We start from the raw sequence: 18,513 nt of genomic DNA on the forward strand, positions 1-18,513 counted from the left end.
TTTTTTACCTCCTATTTTAAAACTTAGAATTGATTTAAGAATCTCATATCACTTTCGTATAATAATCTTATGTCATCTATTCCATACTTAAGCATAACCATTCTGTCTACTCCGAAACCGAAAGCAAATCCACTATAAACTTCTGGGTCTATTCCACAGTTTCTTAAAACTTGAGGGTGAACCATACCACAACCTAGTATTTCTATCCAACCTTCTCCTTTACATACTTTACATCCTTTTCCGTTACATACAAAGCATGTAGCATCCATTTCAGCTGATGGCTCAGTGAATGGGAAATGGTGTGGTCTAAACTTAGTTTTAACCTTATCACCAAACATTTTCTTAGCGAATAACTCTAATGTTCCTTTAAGGTCAGCAAATGTTACATCTTTATCTATAACAAGACCTTCCATTTGGTAGAATATTGGTGAGTGTGTAGCATCAACTGCATCTGATCTAAATACCTTACCAGGTGAAATCATTTTTATTGGTGGTTGTTGCTTTTCCATTACTCTAGCTTGAACTGGAGAAGTTTGAGTTCTTAAAACTACATTATCATTTATGTAGAATGTATCTTGCTCACTTCTAGCTGGGTGATTTTTAGGTATATTTAAAGCCTCAAAGTTGTAGTAATCTTTCTCAACCTCTGGACCATCTTCTATTGCAAATCCCATTGAAACAAATATTTTTTTCATTTCATCTAGAGTTTGCTCTAATGGATGTTTTTTACCTATAGTTTGTTTTTTTCCAGGCATTGAAATATCTATAACTTCATTTTTTAACTTTTCTTGCTTTTCAGCTTCTTTAATAGCTTTAGTTATAGCCTCTAATTCTACTTCTAAAGCCTCTCTTACCTCGTTAGCTAATTTACCAACTACTGGTCTCTCTTCTTTTGATAGAGCTCCCATTCCTCTTAATATAGTTGTAAGCTCTCCTTTTTTACCAAGATATTTAACTCTTATTGTATCAATTGTAGTACTATCCTTAGCTTCCTTAATTTCAACTAAAGCTAATTCTTTAATTTGATTTAACTTATCTTGCATTTTCATTCTCCTTTCTTGATGTATAGTTAATATACTAGATTTTATCTAAATATAAAAATCTTACTTATTTTAATTAATCTATTATTGTGTAAGCAAAATTAGCAAATTAAACTTATATTACCTAATTAAGTTTTGTACTCATATTTTTTAGCTAACCTTTTAAGTATTCCCATATTATCAGAAAATAAAATAAACCCCATCCCTATAACACAAGGGACGGGGTATTCATATCCGTGGTACCACCCTAATTAATACTAAATGAAAAAACTTTAGTATTCACTTACTTAAAATAACGACTAATGCCGCTAACTACTACTTTTAAACTTTCATAGTTAGAACTCCAGAGTGAACTTCGATATAGCTTTTCTTAAAATGCTTTCAGTCTATGGCATTTTTTCCCTGAAAAGAAAGTTCTATATTTACTCTCTCTATCAATGTTTTTATCTATTCAATTCAAAATATATTATACATATAATGATAGGCATAATCAAGGCATTTATTCTTTTTTTACTCTTTTAAGCGTTTTTTGCTTTAACTACATTCTTTTTACAATATAATTATTAATTAAAATAAAAAAGTACCATATCAAATTAACTTTTTAATAAAACTTATAACTATTATTCTTAAAATATATTTGCAAGCTTTACTATTAAGTTTGATATGGTACGTTTTCTTATTTATTAAATGATTGTCTTATCTTTTCATATATCATTACCGAAGTTGCTACTGCTACATTTAATGATTCTGCATTTCCTGGCATAGGAATTTTAACCTTTATATCAGAAATTTCATAAACTTCATCACTAACTCCGTTACCTTCATTACCTACAGCAATCATTATTTTTCCTTGTAAATTTTCTTCAAAGAAATTATTCTCTCCTTGAAGTGAACTTACAACTAATCTATAACCATCTTCCTTTAATGATTTAATATACTCTAAAGAATCATCTTCAACAACAGGAATATAGAATATTGAACCCATAGTAGATCTTAATGTTTTATCATTATATATATCTACCGTTCCTTTAGTCATAACTATTCCTGAAGCTCCTGCTGCATGAGCAGTTCTTATTATTGTTCCCATATTTCCTGGGTCTTGAACCTTATCAACTAAAACAACTAATTCTCCATCCTTAAGTTCCTTGTTTTGCATATTTATAACACCAACAACCCCTTGAGGATTTTCCGTTGAGCAAAGTTGCTTTAGTAAAGCTTCATTCATTTGTATAAGCTTTATACCCTCTGAAACTTTAGAAAAGAACTCTTCATTCTTCTCTTTAAAGTTTTCTGTAAAGATTATTGAATCTATAGAAACTCCGCTCTTTAAAGCTTCATCTACAAATCTTAATCCTTCTATAAGATATTTATTATTTTTAACTCTATGCTTCTTTTCTTTTAACTTTTTTATCTCTTTAAATAAGTTATTATTTTTACTTTCTATTTCTAACAAAGCAAATAATCCTTTCTAGAAAGATACTAGTGTCTGAATATCTTTCCTTCTAATTTTGTTAAATCTTCTGCAGAACCTATAGCTACAACTATATCATCCTTTTCGATTATGTCATCAGCATCTGGTGATATATTAACCTCATTATGTCTTTTAATAGCCATTACGTTTATTCCGTATCTACTTCTTAAGCTTAACTCTTTCATATTCTTACCATGCCACTCTTTTGGGCTTTCTATTTCAATTATAGAATAATCTGGTGATAACTCTATATAATCTAATATACTTGATGATACTAAGTTATGAGCAACTCTGACTCCCATATCTTTCTCTGGTAAGATTACTCTGTCTGCTCCTATTTTATATAAAACCTTAGCATGTAAATCACTGTTACCTTTAGCTATGATGTATTTTATTCCCATCTCTTTAACTAATAATGTTGCCATTACACTTGCTTGTATGTTAGCTCCTATTGTAACAACAGCTACATCAAAGTTTCTTAATCCTAATGTTCTTAAAGCATTTTCATCTGTCGCATCCATTTGAACAGCATGAGTTACACTATCTGATATCTCCTGAACTAAATCTTCATTTGAGTCTATTGCTAAAACATCATGACCTAAAGCATATAGAGTTTTAGCTACTGATGATCCAAATCTTCCTAATCCTATAATAACGAATTGTTTACTTGACATAAGTTCTACACTCCTAACTTATCCTATTAATATTTTATCTTCTGGGAATTTATATGCACTAGGTTTCTTTCTGTTAGCTAGTGCTAAAACTACAGTCATAGGACCAACTCTTCCCAAATACATTGTAATCATTATAACTATCTTTCCTATTACTGAAAGATATGGAGTTAACCCTAAAGTTAAACCTACAGTTGCGAAAGCAGATGTAACCTCATATAAAATATATTCTAAAGAAAATCCTGGTTCTGTTACAGCTAATACTAATGTTCCCAATACAACAATACCAAAACCTATGAATAATACAGCAAATGCTTTATAAACTAATTCTTTAGATATTCTCTTCTTAAATACTTCAGTATCTTCTCTACCTCTAACTATAGATATTAAAGTAAGCACAACAATACCAAATGTAGCAGTTTTAATACCACCAGCAGTTGATCCAGGTGAACCACCTATAAACATTAATAGTATAGTTAAAAACTTACCTGCTAAAGTCATATCTGTTGTTGAAACTGAGTTGAATCCAGCAGTTCTTGTAGTTGCCGAAGCAAAGAATGCATTAGTTAACTTATCTCCAAAACTCATATTTTGAAGGGTATTAGGGTTATTATACTCAAATATTAACATAAGAACTGCTCCACCAAATAAAAGAATAGCAGTTATCATTATAACAACTTTTGAATGTAAAGATAATTTCTTGTAACCTTTGAAGTTATATAGTTCTGACCAAACAGTAAATCCTAAACCACCTATTACAATTAATGCGGCAATAGTTAGTATTATTGTCTTATTATCTGAAAATCTAACTAAACTATCTCCAAACAAGTCAAAACCTGCATTACAAAAAGCTGAAATTGAATGCCATATACTATAATAAACACCCTTCCAAAAACCTAATTTAGGAATAAACTGTGTTGAAAGTAACAACGCACCTAACATTTCTACTGAGAATGTGAATGATAAAATATATCTAATCATTCTAACCAATCCCTGAATACCAAATGTATTCATTGCTTCTTGTATAAGAAGTCTCTCTCTTAAAGTTATCTTCTTTTTAATCATTAATGCAAATAATGTTGTGAAGGACATGAAACCAAGTCCACCTATTTGTATTAAAATTATTATAACTGTCTTACCAAAATAATTCCAATGTTCTGCTGTGTTTAGAGTTATAAGACCAGTAACACAAACAGCGGATGTAGATGTAAATAAACTATCTAAAAAATCAGTAGCTGTCCCACTAGCTGATGAAATTGGAAGACTTAATATTACAGCACCCATAAATATTACCAAGAAAAATCCTAAAGATAATATTTGAACAGCACTAAATTTTATTTTTTTTGTCAGTTTAATGTACATAATTAAACCCCCAACTTAAATTAAATATTATTTATTTTATTTGCTATCTATTTTATTATACCTTATTTTAAATTTATATATGTAAAGTTGTCTTATTTTTAGAAATTAAAAGTAATTTATATTTATTTTAAACCATAATAAGTTTAATTTTAGTCAGATTTTTATCTTTCTGATCAAAATTAAACTTATAAATATATAAAAAAAATGCGAGATAAACTCGCATCTGATATTAAGCGTTTATTTGCTTTTTAGCTAATTCAACTAAATCAGCAAATGCTTTTGGATCATTTATAGCTATCTCTGAAAGCATTTTTCTGTTTATATCAACACCAGCTAATTTCATTCCGTTCATGAATCTTGAATATGAAAGACCATTCATTCTTGTAGCTGCGTTTATTCTAGCTATCCATAATCTTCTGTAGTCTCTCTTCTTAAGTCTTCTTCCAACGTAAGCATTTCTTAATGCTCTTATTACTGATTCGTTAGCAGTTTTGAATAACTTGCTTTTTCCACCATAGTATCCTTTTGCAAGTTTTAAAACTTTTTTATGATTTTTACGAGCATTTACCGCTCTCTTAACTCTTGCCATTTTCTAGACCTCCTACTCCGTGTTTTATCTTATAGATATGGTAATAATTTCTTCATTGCTTTTTCTTGTGTAGTTGAAACTAATCCAGATTTTCTTAAGTTTCTTTTTCTCTTAGCACTTTTCTTTGTTAAGATATGGCTAGTGAAAGCGTGAGCTCTCTTTAACTTTCCAGTCCCTGTCTTTCTGAATCTTTTTGCTGCACCTCTATGAGTTTTCATTTTTGGCATTGTAAGTATCCTCCTCTCAAGTTAAGCTTTTTTAGGAGCTAAAATCATTATCATGTTTCTACCTTCTAATTTAGCTGGTCTTTCTACTGTACATATTTCTTCAAGCTGTGATAAGAAGTTATCTAATATCTTTTTACCAACAACACTTGCATGTTCAGCTTCTCTACCTCTAAATCTTACAGTTATCTTGACTTTGTCTCCAGCTTCTAAGAATTTCTTAGCATTTTTTGACTTAATTTCTAAGTCATGCTTTTCTATAGTTGGGCTAACTCTTATCTCTTTAACACTGATAACCTTTTGCTTCTTTTTTGCTTCTTTTTCTTTTTTAGATTGCTCGTAAATATATTTACCGAAATCCATTATTTTGCAAACTGGTGGTTTAGCATTAGGTGAGATCATAACTAAATCTAGTTCTGCCTCATCTGCCATTCTTTGTGCATCTCTTCCAGATACAACACCAAGTTGCTCTCCTGTGCTAGAAATTAATCTAACCTCTTTTTCTCTTATTTCTTGATTGATTGCAAAATTTTTACTAATCTTGTTCACCTCCGATAGAATTTAGCCAACACAAATATATAAATAAAAAAGGACGGTTTTAAGCCGTCCTCTATTACCAAAATCAAAAGTAATAAAAATTCATGACCATACTAGCTTTACGCTGTAAGGTGAGAAACGGCTGTTTCTTCTTGACATCAGTTATCTTATCACTTATTTATTTTATTGTCAACTAAATTTTTAAATTAAATTTATTTAAAAGCTACTATTAAGTAACTTCTTATCAAAACTTGTATTATTTAGTCTCTCTATAAGTTTTATGTGTTTCAACTCTCTCCCCAAAAACACTTTTTATCGTTTGTAAAAACTCCTTATTTATACACTCTTGCTCATTATAAATTTTTATTTTTTTAGGAGAATTAGTTATTAATCCACTTATAATTACATCCTCTACATTTACTATTCCTTCTTCAGACATATCTGTTATTTCATTTAAAAACTCCTTAAATACATCTCCTCCAAGATTGTCTTTAACTTGATACACTCCATTCCTGTGTATTATAAGATTGACTTCTTCCAATTTACAGTCCTGTATGTCTACAAAATATTTTAAAATTTTTATAAACTCATTATATTCTTTTTCAATCATATATTCTTCTACAACTTTATCTATTATACATTCAATTTCTTTTAATAACCCTTTCATTCTAAAGGTTATAAATCCTTCTATATTTATATAATCATTTTCTAATATAAATTCTTTTATATTTTCTATTATATTGTTAACCTTATTTAAGCAATAAAAATCTTTATCACTACAAACCTTTTTCTCTCCTTTTAAAATTTTACTTATTGTTAAATCAATTTCTAAAATTTCATCATGTTTTAAAAAGAAATAGTTTTCATTAATATAATGAAGCATTTCCTTCTCCCTATAATGTTCTATTATCACATTATAGATAACATTGCTTATATAAAGCATTATAATTTCTTTTTTTCTTTCATCAAATTGATTATCTTCACAGTATATTTTAACGAAGTGAGTTCCACTTGAGATACTTTCTGATATACCAATTGCAATATCTTTGTTTTTTAGAACCTGCTTAATACTTTGAATATCTTGTATTAAGTTTTTTTCATCCTCACAACACAATGTCATTAGAAGCATTTTTCTCACTCCTTTCTTTACTTTTAGTATGTATTAATTCTTTTTGAATATTCAAAAAGCTAACTTTAATAATCGACAATTTATTTGGTTTTTTAGTAAAATTAAATATAGACTAAATTAAGGAGATTGTTATGAGAACTTGTTTTGTTGATTATAGAATAACTAAAACTGAAGAAGATAATTTAAGAAAATTAGGAGTAAATATCATTAAGGTGCCTAAACATCCCAATTTATATGAGGCTATAGATGCTCATCCAGATATTCAAATTAATATACTTGATGAAAATTCACTGTTAATAGCTAAAAACTCACCTAAAGAATTAATTGAAAGTATTCCTAAGAGCTTCAATATAATAAAGAGCTCTTTACCACTTGAAAAGAAATATCCTAATAATGTTTATTTAAATGCTGTAAATTTAAAAGAAACTTTTATACATAACACTAATTTTACTGATCCTGTTTTATTTGAAAAAATTAAAGACAAAAAAATTATAAATATAAAACAAGGCTATTCTAAATGTTCAATTGCTATAGTTTCAGAGAAAGCCTTGATAACTTCTGATAGAGGAATTTATAATTCATTGAAAGAATCTAACCTTGATGTTTTATTAATACCAAGTGGTGATATTTCTCTTCCCGGATTAAACTATGGATTCATTGGTGGCACTTGTGGATTAATTTCTCCAAAAGAGTTAGCCTTCTTTGGAAATTTAGAACGACATGCTTATGGTGACAGCATAATAGCTTTTCTAAAAAAACATGGTGTTAAACCAATATATCTTTCAAAGGATAAATTGGTTGATAGAGGAAGTATTCTTACTATTTAATTTTCAATAATCAATATATTTTACTCAAAATAGTAATAAAAGTTGATAAAATAGCATATAAATATTCTTTTTTAAAATTGACACCTTTTTGGTTACATTATTAATTTCAATATTTTAGAATTTAAAGTGAACAAATTTAATGTTTTTTGAATTATTTTTTACTTTAATTCATAGTTTTGGTTTTCCATTGATTACCTATTTATTGGTATAGTACAATTAAATTGATACGGTAATTACAACTATGTTTTAAAAGGGGGAGACTTATGTTTTATTTAGGTATTGATGCTGGTGGAACCAAAACATCCTTTATGCTTATCAACCATTTAGGGGAAGTTTTATCAACTCATAATGCTGGAACATGTCATATTCACCAAGTAGGATTTGATGGTTTCAAAAAAGGAATTGAAAAAGGAATTATTGAGGTTTGTAACAAAGTTAATATTTCTAAGGAAGATCTTAGCTATTCATTTTTAGGCTTACCTGCTTATGGAGAAAATGAAAGCGAAAAAATAGAGATGAATTCTATAATTGAAGAAATTTTGGGTGAAGGTAAATTTTCTTGTGGAAACGATGTAGAAGTTGCTTTAGCTGGTTCTTTAGCTGGTCAACCTGGAATTTGTATAATTCTTGGAACTGGAGCAATAGCTTCTGGTATAACATCTGACCTAAAAACTACTAGAACTAGTGGATGGGGACATATCTGTGGAGATGAGGGCTCAGGTTATTGGATTGCTAAAAAAGGTGTAGAGATATTTGGTAAGCAATCAGATTATAGATTGGAAAGAACTGCTCTTTATGACATTTTCAAAGAAAAGTTAAATTTAAAAACAGATTTTGATTTAATATTCCTTATAAAAGATGAATATAATCAAGATAGAACCAAAGTCGCTAAACTTGCAATGTTAGTCTATGAAGCTGCTCTAAAAGGCGATAAATATGCCTTAGATATCTACAAGCAAGCAGCTAAAGAATGTCTTCTTATGGTAAACGGTATAACTAGCCAACTTGAATTTACTGGTGTTTTAAATATATCTTATTCTGGAAGCGTATTTAACTCAGGAGATTTTATCTTAAAGCCATTAAATAAATATCTTCAAGATAACTATACTTCTTTTAATTTGACAGCACCTATATTGCCACCAATAAAAGGAGCTGCTCTAAATGCACTTAAGCTTCATACTGGAGAAATTCCAGAAGGTGTAGTTGAAGCTTTGGCTAATGTACCCAAAGAAATAACTGTTTAATAACTAAAATACATTAAAAGCTTATAAGTAAAGTAGAGAACTACTATATTTAGCTCATCAGTTTTCTACTTTATCTTTATAAGCTCTTTTTATGTTTTATTAAAGATTATATTCTATATAAAAGCTAATACTAAAGCTGTTTTAACAGAAACATTATTATTTTTAATAAATTCCTTAGCTTCTTTTATTGGAAGTTTTACAACTTCTATCTCTTCATTTTCTTCTATATTCTCAGTTGATATAGTTCCATGAACTTTCATTTTAACAACTGATACAGCTTCATCTGACATTCCCACTGAAGTATAGCTTGGTTTTAATAAATATTCACACTCACTAGCTAATAATCCTGTCTCTTCAAACAGCTCCCTTGTAGCTGCTTCTTCTACACTTTCATCACCATCTATAAGTCCTGCTGGGAACTCATATATGTAATCATTTATAGCTGGTCTGAATTGCTTTATTAAAACTAATTCATCCTCCTCAGTTATTGGAATAATCATAACTCCATCTGCCTTATCATGATTATTAACTTTACATACTAAATCTTTTTCTGCTCTTCTACTAGCTATAAAGTACTCTTTATCATTTCCAGCCTTATTTTCTATATCTAACTTATATAAATTTAAATACTTACAATCAGTTAGCTTTTTAATATCTTTTATTTTCATAATTAATACTCCTTCCATAGTAAAACATAAAAAATAAATTATTAGTTTTTTATTATTTATATATTTAATTTCTAATTACTACTTAGACCACGCTTAATATTATAATCAAAAATCCTCTCTATAGTAATTTTACATATAAAAAAGATAAATATAAAGTTTTCCTTTATATTTATCCATAATTTTTCATTTACTAATCAAAAATATAAATTCAATTTTAATTCAAGCCACCTTCACCATTTTCAGTGAATATCATACTATTAGTCTTACTTATATCTAACACAATTATCCCACTCTTAAAACTCAAATAAATTCTATGACCGTAACCACCCAAATTCTCTTCTTTATAATCCCAAATATGATTATTTACAGTTTTTCTAATAAGATTATAAATATCACATTCTTCTCCTCTTCCAAATTTATATCTAAATTCTTTTTTCTCAAACTCCTTAAAATCATTTTCTGCAAAAATTTCTAAAAATCTCAATTCTTTTCCTTTTTTAATATAAAAACTATTTTTATCATTTTCTATAACTTTAATATCATAATCAAATTGCAATTTATTTTTTATTAATTCTATTAATCTTAATTTTTCTAAATCCATTCTATTTTCGAAGCTACTTATTTTTGAATTTACATATGGAGTTACTTTCCATCCACAACCTATGTTTTTTTTATTTTTTCTCAACTCAATAGCATCTCTAATCATTAGACAAATTAAAGTTGCTACTAAAATTACTATAAGAATTAAAAACATTTCCATTCCCCCTCATAAGTTTATCTTTATATAAATATAATGTAATTTTCTCACAACATTAAACATATTATATTGTGAGTAATAATCTACTATATTGTATGCTTTTTAATTTATTTTATTGATAGTTCACAATATTTTTTGTAAACCTTTACCATAAGTTCATCAATTTTAATTGTAGGGGGATTTTATTATGAAGAAATTAGTTAAGCTTCAAAAGGAAGTTAAAAATGATTTAGGAGTTAAAGAAAGTTTAGATGTACTGATAGCAATTGATAATGTTAAACTTATTCAATATACCTGCCCATCCGGTGATTTTTACTCTGTAGATCACAAGGACTTGATTGTTTTTATGGAAGATAACGAATTGAAGACTTCTAAAGAACCTTCAGATAAAGATGTTGTAGCTGTTATAACTTGGTTTAAATATCATGGAACTCAAATAATAAAATTATTCTTAAAAGACACAGTAGTAGATAATGAGGAAGTTTACAATATAACTATAAGAAAAGTATTTGCAGAAACAAACTTCTCTAAATTTGGAGAAAAGCTATTATCTTCTTTAATCTAAATAAAACAAAAACATCTATAAGCAAGCTTATAGATGTTTCTTTTTGGAGGCGCCACCCGGATTTGAACCGGGGAATAAAGGTTTTGCAGACCTCTGCCTTACCACTTGGCTATAGCGCCATGGAGCGGGTACCGGGAATCGAACCCGGGTATCCAGCTTGGAAGGCTGGTGTTCTACCATTGAACTACACCCGCAGTATTGGAGCGGAAGACGAGACTCGAACTCGCAACTTTCACCTTGGCAAGGTGACACTCTACCATTGAGTCACTCCCGCAATACTGGTGGCTCGAGCAGGAATCGAACCAGCGACACGAGGATTTTCAGTCCTCTGCTCTACCGACTGAGCTATCGAGCCAAATGTCTTGAGAGCCTCAAGACATATATTATTATATTAACTTAATTTATAATTGTCAATATATTTTTTTTATTTTTTTTATTTTTTCTTAATTTTCTTTTTTGCTTCTTTTTCAGCTTCTTTTTCTTCAGCCTTCTTCATCTCTTCTGAAACTTCATCAGCAATATTACGTTCTTTTTCTTCTAATATTTTACCAATATCTTCTTTAGTGAATACATATGATGTATTGCAGAAATGACATTTTAATTCCTCATCTTTTCCTTCATCATATAATTCTTTTAAATCTTTATATCCAATACTTATTAAAGCTCTTTCTACTTTTTCTCTTGAGCAATCGCATTTATATTCTGGTTTAGTTTCTTCTAATATTTTTAAATCCATTCCATCAAATATAATCTCAATAACTTCTTCTATAGATTTACCTTCTGATAACATTGTAGTTAATGAAGGCAGCTCTTCTAATCTGTAAGTTAATAAATCACCTAATAATTCTTCTCCACCAGGTAATAATTGAATTATAAATCCACCTGCTTTTTTAATTGAATGATCTCTATCAACTAATACTCCTAAAGCTACTGCTGAAGGAACTTGTTCTGATACTGTAAAGTAGTAAGCAAAGTCTTCTGCTATTTCTCCACTATATATAGGAACTTGTCCTACATATGGATCTTTTAGTCCTAAGTCTTTTATTACTGTTAATCCACCATTTTTACCAATAGCTTCTCCAACATTTAATTTACCATTTTCTACATTTAAAGGTAAATCAACATGTGGGTTTCCTATATATCCTTTAACACTACAATCTGAGTATGCAGTTACAGTAACACCTTTAGCAGCTCCACCACCATTTATTTGTAATGTAACAACCTCTTTTTCTGATTTTAACATAGCACCCATCATAGTACCTGCTGTTAACATTCTTCCTAATGCAGCAGCTGCTGTTGGTGTACAATCATGTATTTTTGATGCTTTATTAACTAACTCAGTAGTCTCTGTTGCAAATATTCTTATCATACCATCTTTAGCAATGGCTCTTATTAATTTATCACTCATAATTAATCCCTCCGTTATTTTCTTACTATATAAACTATTCTTTCGGCATCTTCAGTCACATCTTCTTCCGTATAACCCTTATGCTTTTCTTCTATTTTAAAGCCTATTAACTTAAGAATACTTTCTATTTCACTTTCTTTGTAAGCTCTCTCTTCATGAACTTCTGTGAATCTTTCATACTTATCTCCATCTTTTACGAAGAAATTTAAGTTCATTTCTACTATCTCATCTTCAAAGATGTTTTCCCAAGCATAAAATAATTCTTCACTATCATAAGTATATACATTATTTCCTAATACCTCTGATATTTTATAGTATGAGTTTATATCAAATACAAATAAACCATCCTCTTCTAAATGATTATATACTCCTCTTAGATAATTTTCCACACTTTCATCATCTAAAATATAATTTGTTGAATCTAAAACACATGTTATTAGGTTAAACTTTCTATTTAACTCTAATTCACACATATCTTGACAAACGATTTTTCCTCTAACTCTATTTTCTCTAAGCTTTTTATCAGCTTCTATAAGCATTTCATGAGAAAGGTCAACAAAATAATTTTCTTTGAAGGATTTTCCTACATGAATACCAACATTACCTGTACCACAAGCTAAATCTAAGTATCTTTCCTTAGTTACTGAATACTGATCACATTTAGCTAAAGCATAGTTTGCTATGTTCTCATAGTTTACATCTTCGTATATAAGTTCATCATAAACTTTTGCCATCATCTTATAACTTTTCATAATAATTTAAATCCCCCATGTGTTATTCTACCTAAAAATTATATACTTTTTTTATTTTTCGTCAACGGGAGCTTTCTTTCTTCCTAATATTTCATCATTGCTTGGTATCTTTAACGCTTTCTTTCTTTTAGTCATCATACCTCCAATTCTGCCTGTTTCTTCTGCTGTAAGTCCTCCCCAACCAAATTGGTCTACCTTCTCACTCAATCCTAATTCACCTGCGATTTCATATTTCATATTTTCTCTCAATTGCTCTGCTGGAGTTAATTGTTTGTTTGATTTAAGTTTTCCTTTTATTATTTTTTTTAATGGTGTTTTGCTCATTTTTCTTCCCCTACTTTCATTATATTTTAAATTTATTATTACCCCCTAGGAGCTTAAATATTCATATACGTAAAGATATGAAAGTTAACTTACTTAAATCTTTCAAATTAATGATAAATTACACTTGATAAAGTGTTTCAAATTGAACTATATTTAATATATAGAAAAATAATATTTAAGTAGTTTTATTCCTAATTGGATAACTTATTACAGAACAATATTCAATAGATAGAAATAGACTATATTATAATGTAAATTAGGAGGGGTTACTGTGTATAATGTAGCAGTAGTTGGGGCAACAGGAAATGTAGGAAGAAAATTCCTAGAAATCCTAGCAGAAAGAAATTTCCCAGTAAAAGAATTATATTTATTTGCATCTAAAAGATCAGCAGGTAAAAAATTAAAATTTAAAGATGAAGAAATAGTTGTTGAAGAATTATGTGAGGCTAACATAGAAAATAAAAAAATAGACTTCGCTTTATTCTCAGCAGGTGGAAGTGTAAGTTTAGAATTCGCTCCTATCTTCTCTAAACATGGAGCAGTTGTTATAGATAACAGTAGTGCTTGGAGAATGGATAAAAACGTTCCATTAGTAGTTCCTGAAGTTAACCCAGAAGATGTTAAATGGCACAATGGAATAATAGCTAATCCAAACTGTTCAACAATTCAAGCTGTAGTAGCATTAAAGCCATTACATGATAAATATGGAATCAAGAGAATAGTTTATTCAACTTACCAAGCGGTTTCTGGAGCTGGAATTCAAGGTATATTAGATTTACAAGAAGGAACAACAGAAAAGTTCCCTTATCCTATATTAGGTAATGTAATTCCTCATATAGATGTATTCTTAGATAATGGATACACAAAAGAAGAGATAAAAATGATTGAAGAAACTAAGAAAATTCTTCATGATGACTCATTAAGAATAACAGCTACAACTGTAAGAGTACCTGTTTTAAATTCCCATAGTGAAAGTATTAACGTTGAATTAAATTCTTCATTTGAACTTGAAGACGTAGTTAATCTATTTAATGTTTCACAAGGAGTAATTGTTCACGACGATAAAGATAACTTAAAATACCCAACACCATTAGAACTTAGTGGTAAAGATGAAGTTTTTGTTGGAAGAATAAGAAGAGACTTTAGCTTAGATAATGGTCTAAACCTATGGGTTGTGGCTGATAATATAAGAAAAGGTGCTGCTCTTAATGCAATACAAATTGCTGAAATACTTATAAAAGAAAAATAATTAATTTTGGAGGTAATACTATGACTCTATTTAAAGGTTCTTGTGTAGCTTTAATAACTCCATTCACTGAAGATGGTGTTAATTACGAGGAGCTAAGAAAATTATTAGAATGGCATATTGAAAATCAAACTGATGCTATATTAGTTTGTGGAACTACAGGTGAAGGTTCTACTATGACTTTAGAAGAAAAGAAAGAAGTTATTAAATTCTCTGTTGATGTAGTGAACAAAAGAGTTCCTGTAATAGCTGGAACTGGTACTAACAATACTAAATCTTCAATAGAACTAAGCCAATATGCTGAAAAAGTTGGCGCTGATATGGTGTTAATAATCACACCATACTATAATAAAACTTCTCAAAAAGGATTAGAAGCTCATTTCAAAGCTGTAAATGATGCTATAAATATTCCAATAATGCTTTACAATGTTCCAGGAAGAACAGGTATGAACATTTCACCATTAATGCTTACTAAACTTGCTGAGCTTAAGAACGTTGTAGCTATCAAGGAAGCTAGTGGAGATATTTCTCAAGTAGCTAAAATGGCCGAATTATGTGGTGATAAAATAGATATATACTCAGGAAATGATGACCAAATAATCCCTATACTTTCATTAGGTGGAGCTGGTGTAGTTTCTGTTTTAGCTAATGTTATTCCTGAAGAAACTCACAGAATGTGTGAAAAATATTTCTTAGGAGAAGTTATTGAAGCTCGTGAAATACAACTAAAATATCTTTCATTAGCAAACTCATTATTTATAGAGACAAATCCAATCCCAGTTAAAACTGCTATGAACTTAATGAAATTTAACTGTGGACCATTAAGATTACCTCTATGTGATATGGAAGATTCTAATTTAGAAATATTAAAAGAAAATCTAAAAGTTAATGGTTTAATAAAATAATATATTATATAATAAGTATAATCATCTGATATTACAGATGATTATACTTATTTTTTAAAATCAAAATCTATTTAGACTGTTTTTAAAATAATATAAAACTATTTTCTTTATTTTAAGCATATAAATCTAAGTACAGTCTAATCGAAATATTGGAGGTCCAAGTAATGGTTAAAGTTGTATTAAGCGGTTGTTCAGGAAAAATGGGTAGCGTTATTTCAAACTTAGCTGAAACAAAGTTTCCTAACGTTGAAATAGTTGCTGGTATAGATAGAAATACTCAAGTCCAAAGATCTTACCCAATCTTTGAAAAACCAGAGGATTGTAATGTTGAGTATGATGTTTTATTAGATTTCTCAAGAGCTGATGCTCTAAGAAGTTTAGTAGAGTTTTCAAAGAAAACTAAAAAGCCTCTTATAATATGTTCAACAGGATACACTGCTGAAGATCTAGCTTTAATAGAAGAATCATCAAAAGAAATTCCTCTATTTAGATCTGCTAACATGAGCATAGGTGTAAATCTAGTAAATAACTTATTAAAAAAGATTGCTCCAGTTCTTTATGAAAACTTTGATATAGAACTAGTTGAAAGACACCACAATCAAAAAGTTGATGCTCCAAGTGGAACTGCTCTACTTTTAGCTCACACAATTCAAGATTCTCTTAAAGAAGAAACAAACCTTATCTACGGAAGACAAGGAACTGCTAAGAGAGAAAAAAATGAAATTTGCGTAAATACCGTAAGAGGTGGCGGAATCATCGGAGACCACGAAGTTATATTTGCAGGTGACGGTGAAGTTATAGAAATAAACCATAAGGCTATTTCAAGAGAAGTATTTGCTATAGGCGCTTTAAAAGCTTGTGAGTACATGGCTGATAAAACTAAAGCTGGTAAATACTCAATGGATGATGTTCTTCAATTAAATTTCTAATTTTAAACATATCCTTAAATAAAAAAGGTGCTATATCAAAAAGTTGTTTTGATATAGCACCTTTTAATTAACAATTATGCTAATTTATCTATGAATTTTTCTAGTGCATCCATAGCCTTTTCCAGTTCATTCATACTATAGCAGTAAGAAATTCTTAAGTATCCTTCTCCACCTTTTCCAAAGGCATCCCCTGGCACACAGGCAACTCCACCTTCTGAAAGAAGTTTTTTACAAAACTCTTCTGAACTTAATCCAAATTTACTTATGTTAGGATAAATATAAAAAGCTCCCTTTGGCTTTTCTACATCTAATCCCATTTCTACTAATCTCTTATAAGTAAAGTTCATTCTCTCCTTAAATGATTCCTTCATGCTTTCAACCTCACTCATGCAAGACTTTAGGCCTTCTAAAGCTCCCCATTGAGCTATTGATGTGGCACAAGAAGCATTGTATTGATGCACCTTTATTATTTGATCATATAGCTCTTTTACACAAGCTACATATCCAATTCTAAGGCCAGTCATAGAAAACATCTTTGAAAATCCACTTACATATATTATTTTATCTTTTATATCAGCACATTGAGCTACTGATTGATACTCGCCTTCAAAACATAATGAAGAATATATCTCATCAGTTAAGGCTAATATATCATTTTCTCTGATAATCTCAATTAATTCATCCTTACTTTCTTCACTTAATAAAGCTCCTGTAGGATTACATGGATAAGAAAGAATTAAAAGTTTTCCACCTTTAGCTATCCCATCTTTTAAACTATCAATATTCACAGAAAAGTCTTCATTCAACTCATAATTTATTACTTCGCATCCAAGTATTTTACTTATGCTTTCGTATGCAGGATAAGCAATTGAAGGAACTAGGACCTTATCTCCTGGATTTAAAACAGCAGTCATAGCAGCATATAATCCTTCACTTCCACCAACAGTTATAATAATTTCATCTTTATTATAATTAATATCAAAGTTATTTTTTAATAAATTTGATATTTCTTCTCTTAATTCAACTATACCAGCATTAGCAGTATATGTAGTTTTCCCTTCCTCTATAGCCCTTATCATAGCATCTTTAACTCTCTTTGGAACACTAAAGTCAGGTTGACCTAAAGTTAAAGATATAGCATCAGGATATTTAACAACTTCATTAAAAAATTTTCTTATTCCTGATATTTCTACCCCAATAACATTTTTATTCATTAGAATTCTATCCCCTCTCTTGCTGGAACTCCTTTTTTATAATAATGCTTAATTTCTCTCATCTCTGTAACTAAATCAGCTTTGTCTAAAATCTTCTCTGGAACATTTCTTCCTGTTAATATTAGTTCCATATCTTTAGGTTTTTTATCAATTAATTCCACAACTTCATCCTCTGATATAAAGCCAGCTGAAAGTGAGGCCATTATTTCATCTAAAATTAAAATATCACAAGCTCTCTCTTCAACTAATTTAGTAACAAAATCAAAAGCTCCTCTAACTTCTATTTTTAATTGGGCTAATTGTTCTTCACTTAATTCCCAAGTAAACCCTTTAACTTTTTCAAATCTAAGTATCTCTAAATTGTCAAATTTTTTAGCAGCTTCTAATTCACCTGTTTTCCATGATTTAAGGAATTGTACTACCTTCACTTCCATCCCATCTCCTGCTGCTCTAAAAGCTAATCCCATGGCAGCTGTTGTCTTTCCTTTACCATTCCCAGTATATACTTGAACATATCCTTCTTTAAGTCTTGCCATATTTATCACTCCTTTAGATTCTATTTTATAATATATTTCAAATATTTACACATTCTATTTACTAAATATTATTAAATAGAATAATTTTTTATCTTTACTCTTTTATTGATAATCA

The 18,513-nt window shown here is 29.3% G+C and carries 21 protein-coding genes, 4 tRNA genes and 2 other annotated features; of the genes, 6 read left to right on the forward strand and 19 right to left on the reverse strand.

The window, feature by feature from the left end; all coding sequences use genetic code 11:
* Positions 1–23 precede the first annotated feature (23 nt).
* The 8 genes from pheS to ytxC form a co-directional block, all read right to left on the reverse strand.
* Entirely contained in the window at positions 24–1,043 is a 1,020-nt protein-coding gene (gene pheS, locus ACQZHJ_RS13160; RefSeq protein ID WP_430486008.1) for a phenylalanine--tRNA ligase subunit alpha, read from the reverse strand.
* A gap of 209 nt (positions 1,044–1,252) precedes the next feature.
* Positions 1,253–1,487: a binding site (T-box leader), on the reverse strand.
* Between the two features lie 229 nt (positions 1,488–1,716).
* Positions 1,717–2,493, reverse strand: a complete 777-nt coding sequence (locus tag ACQZHJ_RS13165; protein WP_430486009.1) for a TrmH family RNA methyltransferase — start codon at positions 2,491–2,493, stop codon at positions 1,717–1,719.
* A 26-nt stretch (positions 2,494–2,519) separates the two neighbouring features.
* Positions 2,520–3,185, reverse strand: coding sequence for a potassium channel family protein (locus tag ACQZHJ_RS13170; protein WP_430486010.1), 666 nt, complete (start codon positions 3,183–3,185; stop codon positions 2,520–2,522).
* A gap of 18 nt (positions 3,186–3,203) precedes the next feature.
* The gene (locus ACQZHJ_RS13175; RefSeq protein ID WP_430486011.1) at positions 3,204–4,544 is read right to left on the reverse strand and encodes a TrkH family potassium uptake protein; all 1,341 of its coding nucleotides are present in this window, start codon (positions 4,542–4,544) and stop codon (positions 3,204–3,206) included.
* A 229-nt stretch (positions 4,545–4,773) separates the two neighbouring features.
* The gene (gene rplT, locus ACQZHJ_RS13180) at positions 4,774–5,133 is read right to left on the reverse strand and encodes a 50S ribosomal protein L20 (protein WP_300348683.1); all 360 of its coding nucleotides are present in this window, start codon (positions 5,131–5,133) and stop codon (positions 4,774–4,776) included.
* 29 nt (positions 5,134–5,162) lie between these two features.
* Positions 5,163–5,360 carry a 50S ribosomal protein L35 gene (rpmI, locus tag ACQZHJ_RS13185; RefSeq protein ID WP_430486012.1) on the reverse strand — a complete coding sequence of 66 codons (198 nt, stop codon included), beginning with the start codon at positions 5,358–5,360 and terminating at the stop codon, positions 5,163–5,165.
* A 21-nt stretch (positions 5,361–5,381) separates the two neighbouring features.
* The gene (gene infC, locus ACQZHJ_RS13190) at positions 5,382–5,906 is read right to left on the reverse strand and encodes a translation initiation factor IF-3 (protein WP_430486013.1); all 525 of its coding nucleotides are present in this window, start codon (positions 5,904–5,906) and stop codon (positions 5,382–5,384) included.
* A gap of 29 nt (positions 5,907–5,935) precedes the next feature.
* Positions 5,936–6,054: a sequence feature (ribosomal protein L20 leader region), on the reverse strand.
* 96 nt (positions 6,055–6,150) lie between these two features.
* The gene (gene ytxC / locus ACQZHJ_RS13195) at positions 6,151–7,023 is read right to left on the reverse strand and encodes a putative sporulation protein YtxC (RefSeq protein ID WP_430486014.1); all 873 of its coding nucleotides are present in this window, start codon (positions 7,021–7,023) and stop codon (positions 6,151–6,153) included.
* 131 nt (positions 7,024–7,154) lie between these two features.
* Between ytxC and ACQZHJ_RS13200 the strand changes: the two genes are divergently transcribed.
* Together ACQZHJ_RS13200 and ACQZHJ_RS13205 are read left to right on the forward strand one after the other, a co-directional pair.
* Positions 7,155–7,850 carry a DUF6873 family GME fold protein gene (locus ACQZHJ_RS13200; RefSeq protein WP_430486015.1) on the forward strand — a complete coding sequence of 232 codons (696 nt, stop codon included), beginning with the start codon at positions 7,155–7,157 and terminating at the stop codon, positions 7,848–7,850.
* Positions 7,851–8,113: 263 nt separating this feature from the next.
* Positions 8,114–9,094: an N-acetylglucosamine kinase gene (locus tag ACQZHJ_RS13205; RefSeq protein ID WP_430486016.1), complete on the forward strand. Its 981-nt coding sequence runs from the start codon at positions 8,114–8,116 to the stop codon at positions 9,092–9,094.
* A 113-nt stretch (positions 9,095–9,207) separates the two neighbouring features.
* Here the strand turns inward: ACQZHJ_RS13205 and ACQZHJ_RS13210 are convergent, their stop codons facing one another.
* Together ACQZHJ_RS13210 and ACQZHJ_RS13215 are read right to left on the reverse strand one after the other, a co-directional pair.
* Positions 9,208–9,762 (reverse strand): NUDIX hydrolase, encoded by a 555-nt coding sequence (locus ACQZHJ_RS13210; protein ID WP_430486017.1) that lies wholly within the window; start codon positions 9,760–9,762, stop codon positions 9,208–9,210.
* A gap of 214 nt (positions 9,763–9,976) precedes the next feature.
* Positions 9,977–10,516, reverse strand: coding sequence for a hypothetical protein (locus ACQZHJ_RS13215; protein WP_430486018.1), 540 nt, complete (start codon positions 10,514–10,516; stop codon positions 9,977–9,979).
* 190 nt (positions 10,517–10,706) lie between these two features.
* Between ACQZHJ_RS13215 and ACQZHJ_RS13220 the strand changes: the two genes are divergently transcribed.
* The gene (locus ACQZHJ_RS13220; protein ID WP_430486019.1) at positions 10,707–11,084 is read left to right on the forward strand and encodes a hypothetical protein; all 378 of its coding nucleotides are present in this window, start codon (positions 10,707–10,709) and stop codon (positions 11,082–11,084) included.
* A 44-nt stretch (positions 11,085–11,128) separates the two neighbouring features.
* Here ACQZHJ_RS13220 and ACQZHJ_RS13225 read toward each other — a convergent pair.
* From ACQZHJ_RS13225 to ACQZHJ_RS13255, 7 genes are all read right to left on the reverse strand, one after another.
* Positions 11,129–11,203, reverse strand: a tRNA-Cys gene (locus tag ACQZHJ_RS13225).
* Position 11,204: 1 nt separating this feature from the next.
* Positions 11,205–11,278: transfer RNA gene (locus ACQZHJ_RS13230), tRNA-Gly, on the reverse strand.
* A 5-nt stretch (positions 11,279–11,283) separates the two neighbouring features.
* Positions 11,284–11,358, reverse strand: a tRNA-Gly gene (locus ACQZHJ_RS13235).
* 5 nt (positions 11,359–11,363) lie between these two features.
* A tRNA-Phe gene (locus ACQZHJ_RS13240) sits at positions 11,364–11,439 on the reverse strand.
* A gap of 78 nt (positions 11,440–11,517) precedes the next feature.
* Entirely contained in the window at positions 11,518–12,492 is a 975-nt protein-coding gene (hslO, locus tag ACQZHJ_RS13245; RefSeq protein WP_430486020.1) for an Hsp33 family molecular chaperone HslO, read from the reverse strand.
* A 14-nt stretch (positions 12,493–12,506) separates the two neighbouring features.
* Entirely contained in the window at positions 12,507–13,244 is a 738-nt protein-coding gene (locus tag ACQZHJ_RS13250) for a class I SAM-dependent DNA methyltransferase (protein WP_430486021.1), read from the reverse strand.
* Between the two features lie 51 nt (positions 13,245–13,295).
* Positions 13,296–13,568: a small, acid-soluble spore protein, alpha/beta type gene (locus ACQZHJ_RS13255; protein ID WP_430486022.1), complete on the reverse strand. Its 273-nt coding sequence runs from the start codon at positions 13,566–13,568 to the stop codon at positions 13,296–13,298.
* 271 nt (positions 13,569–13,839) lie between these two features.
* Between ACQZHJ_RS13255 and ACQZHJ_RS13260 the strand changes: the two genes are divergently transcribed.
* The 3 genes from ACQZHJ_RS13260 to dapB all read left to right on the forward strand — a co-directional run bounded on the left by ACQZHJ_RS13260 (position 13,840) and on the right by dapB (position 16,648).
* Positions 13,840–14,817 carry an aspartate-semialdehyde dehydrogenase gene (locus ACQZHJ_RS13260; protein WP_430486023.1) on the forward strand — a complete coding sequence of 326 codons (978 nt, stop codon included), beginning with the start codon at positions 13,840–13,842 and terminating at the stop codon, positions 14,815–14,817.
* A 20-nt stretch (positions 14,818–14,837) separates the two neighbouring features.
* The gene (gene dapA, locus ACQZHJ_RS13265; RefSeq protein ID WP_430486024.1) at positions 14,838–15,719 is read left to right on the forward strand and encodes a 4-hydroxy-tetrahydrodipicolinate synthase; all 882 of its coding nucleotides are present in this window, start codon (positions 14,838–14,840) and stop codon (positions 15,717–15,719) included.
* Between the two features lie 164 nt (positions 15,720–15,883).
* Positions 15,884–16,648: a 4-hydroxy-tetrahydrodipicolinate reductase gene (dapB, locus tag ACQZHJ_RS13270; RefSeq protein WP_430486025.1), complete on the forward strand. Its 765-nt coding sequence runs from the start codon at positions 15,884–15,886 to the stop codon at positions 16,646–16,648.
* Between the two features lie 74 nt (positions 16,649–16,722).
* Here the strand turns inward: dapB and ACQZHJ_RS13275 are convergent, their stop codons facing one another.
* Together ACQZHJ_RS13275 and ACQZHJ_RS13280 are read right to left on the reverse strand one after the other, a co-directional pair.
* The gene (locus ACQZHJ_RS13275; RefSeq protein WP_430486026.1) at positions 16,723–17,862 is read right to left on the reverse strand and encodes a pyridoxal phosphate-dependent aminotransferase; all 1,140 of its coding nucleotides are present in this window, start codon (positions 17,860–17,862) and stop codon (positions 16,723–16,725) included.
* Positions 17,862–18,398 carry a cob(I)yrinic acid a,c-diamide adenosyltransferase gene (locus ACQZHJ_RS13280; protein WP_430486027.1) on the reverse strand — a complete coding sequence of 179 codons (537 nt, stop codon included), beginning with the start codon at positions 18,396–18,398 and terminating at the stop codon, positions 17,862–17,864. The genes ACQZHJ_RS13275 and ACQZHJ_RS13280 overlap by 1 nt, the downstream gene beginning before the upstream one ends.
* Between the last annotated feature and the right edge of the window lie 115 nt (positions 18,399–18,513).

This window comes from Clostridium sp. B9 (genome assembly GCF_050509515.1).
GTDB lineage: Bacteria > Bacillota > Clostridia > Clostridiales > Clostridiaceae > Sarcina.